Source organism: Syntrophothermus sp. (assembly GCF_013314835.1).
Classification (GTDB): domain Bacteria; phylum Bacillota; class Syntrophomonadia; order Syntrophomonadales; family Syntrophothermaceae; genus Syntrophothermus; species Syntrophothermus lipocalidus.
On record NZ_JABUEX010000154.1, the window covers coordinates 1 to 2,425 of the forward strand.

Annotated in this window: 2 protein-coding genes and 1 pseudogene; 2 read left to right on the top strand and 1 reads right to left on the bottom strand. The window is 49.3% G+C overall.

The window, feature by feature from the left end; genetic code table 11:
- Positions 1-163 precede the first annotated feature (163 nt).
- The gene (locus tag HPY90_RS15870; RefSeq protein WP_287195950.1) at positions 164-721 is read left to right on the top strand and encodes a hypothetical protein; all 558 of its coding nucleotides are present in this window, start codon (positions 164-166) and stop codon (positions 719-721) included.
- Positions 722-769: 48 nt separating this feature from the next.
- A complete protein-coding gene (locus HPY90_RS15875) occupies positions 770-1,801 on the top strand; it encodes a hypothetical protein (RefSeq protein WP_287195952.1) in 1,032 nt (343 codons plus the stop codon).
- 108 nt (positions 1,802-1,909) lie between these two features.
- Here HPY90_RS15875 and HPY90_RS15880 read toward each other — a convergent pair.
- A pseudogene (locus tag HPY90_RS15880) lies at positions 1,910-2,296 on the bottom strand (asparagine synthase (glutamine-hydrolyzing)); the annotation flags it as partial.
- Between the last annotated feature and the right edge of the window lie 129 nt (positions 2,297-2,425).

A 2,425-nucleotide genomic window follows, 5' to 3' on the forward strand; every position in this document is an offset into this window, starting at 1 on the left:
CAAGTTTTCTGGTAGCTTCCCTAGATATTCATTCAAGCAGTTCGAATAATGGCGTTAAGGAAGAACCTATACCCGGTTGGTACTGGTCCAGGGATCCTAGTCCCTATATGTTTTACTTCAATGCCGTCGGTAGCGGTGGTTAATCTTTGGAGGTGAAGAAAAAATGTGGAAAAAGAGGTCTCTTTTTATGGTTCGCCGCGATGCTCCGCCCGAGGGGTGGGGTAGCGGGCTGGATCAGGCGCCCTTCGCAGCCGTTGTCGATGCCGAAGGAAAATTGCTTGAAGTTAAAAGCGAGCGCTACGCCGGGATTGATAAAGATACTCCCTTTTACGAAATTGATACTCGGGAGGGGCCCTGGCAGGTAAAGTTAAAAGCTTACGATTTCACAGGAAAGGAACTGAAGGCTGTCCCAATTTTCGAGAGGGAAGGCGTGAATGTTTTCTACTGGGGCAGCGATCAGAAAGGAAATATTTATGTTGGCGTTAAACCGGCCAGCCTGATGGGAACTAGCGACTTCTACGTTGTGGTTTTCTCCCGCGACCTGGCCAAGAAGAGTGAGTACCGGGTCACCCTGGAAAAAGAGCGTCCGAAGGAGTATCCGCCAAACCTGAGCACGGGGGAGATGTTTCAGGTATCACCGGACGGGAAATGTTTTAACATGGCCTTCCGGAAAGATGGCTTTGCAATCTATCAGCTTCTGCCCGTTGGGGAAACCGGTTAAGGGACTTATCACAGATTCAGAAGCATTTAAGAAGGGGGAGATTAAAAAATGTTTAAAAAAATCACTATTCCTTTGGCGGTTATCATTGCAATAACCATTTTCGGGATTTACGCATCTAAAACAAAGACAAATCGCACGGTTTATGCCGGGGTAGTAAAGGGACACATAGCCCTGCTTGATCCTGAGACTGGAAGTGTCCAGGATTCTTTTCCGGAGTTGAGCGTAAACCGCATTTTAGATTACTTTGACAGAGAGTCTTTTCTGGTTGCAGTTTCTAAGAAGCCGTCAGAATATTTTAATCCAGGAGGAGACGTCTACGACATTTACAAGCTAAACCTCAAGACAAGGGAGAAGGAATTGCTGTTGGGCAGTGCATCCCAGGCCTATTTGTCTCCTACCCGGGAACAATTAGCCTACGTCCAGAACAGGACGTTGAAAATCCTGGATCTTAAATCCGGGGAATCTGAAGAAGTTGCCAGAGAAATAATTTTTTACCCAGGCTTTCCCAAGCCCTGGTCTCCGGATGGTCAAAAGCTGGCTTATACCCTGGAAATACCAGCTAACAAAGCTCGAAATTACGTCTATGATTTGACAACAAAAAATTATCTGGCTCTGATCCCGGAAGACGAGGAGGCCCATCCTTATGTTTTAAGTTGGGATCAACAGAAGAAGATAATCGCCGTGTATAACCCTGAAAGCGAAAAGGACACGGTTAAAATTGTTAAGATTGGCCTTGACGGGACGAAGGAGGTTGTACTTGAGCTCCCTACGACAGGAGCACCAACAATAGAGGATATCTCGAACAATTTGCTTTTGATTAGATACAGCGAGACAAACAGCCTTACCCTTTTCGATCTCAGCAAAAAAGACGGAGACCCCAAAAAGGTTCTTACCATTAATGACCCCAACTACAGGGCTTTTGCAAACATTCTCCCGAACGGGAACGTTTTCTTTAAGGAAATCCGGCTTGAAGAGACTGAAGGTGGCTTGAAGGAGCACCGAGTCAGAACCGGCTTGTGGCGCAAGAGTGACGAACAACTCATTACCTTGCCGGAAGATGTGGAAAGCATTGGAGGTTGAGCCAGATGAAAAAGCTTGCTGTGTATTTGTTGCTAATTGTATCACTTTTTACATTTTCAGGATCAGCATACGCTTATCCATATGTAACTTATCAACCTACAAACCACTGATGGCGAAGGCGAAAATCCCGTTGAGGCGCGCCACGCACTCCTGCCCCCATTCCATGTAAGACGCCAGAAGCACCTCGGTGTCCGAGTAGCCGCGAAAAGCATGCCCCCGCGCCTCCAGTTCGCGGCGCAGCTCCCCGGTGTTGTACAGTTCGCCGTTGTAGGTGATGACGCAGCAGCGCCCGCCGCGCCTCCGCACCATGGGCTGCTCCCCTCCCTGCGGGTCCACCACGATCAGGCGGCGGTGCACCAGGGCGGCTGCGGGCGAGACCCACATCCCTGCGGCATCGGGCCCCCGGTGCGCCAGGCTTTCCCTCATCTTTTCGAGAACCGGGAGCTCCCGGGTGAGGTCTCTTTCCCAGTCGATCCAGCCTGCGATTCCGCACATCTTACTCAACTCCTCTGGATAAGAAAATTGAACGGCGGTTGGGTCTGGATAAAAGTAAGCGGCGCCCTCGTTTTGCAGAAAACTCATGGCGCCGTTGCCACCTCTTCTTCTATAATTATGCTCATCATC

Excerpts from the sequence above, each read along its gene's own strand:
- HPY90_RS15875 (WP_287195952.1), top strand. The coding sequence starts at position 770 with ATGTTTAAAAAAATCACTATTCCTTTGGCGGTTATCATTGCAATAACC.
- HPY90_RS15870 (WP_287195950.1), top strand. The coding sequence starts at position 164 with ATGTGGAAAAAGAGGTCTCTTTTTATGGTTCGCCGCGATGCTCCGCCC.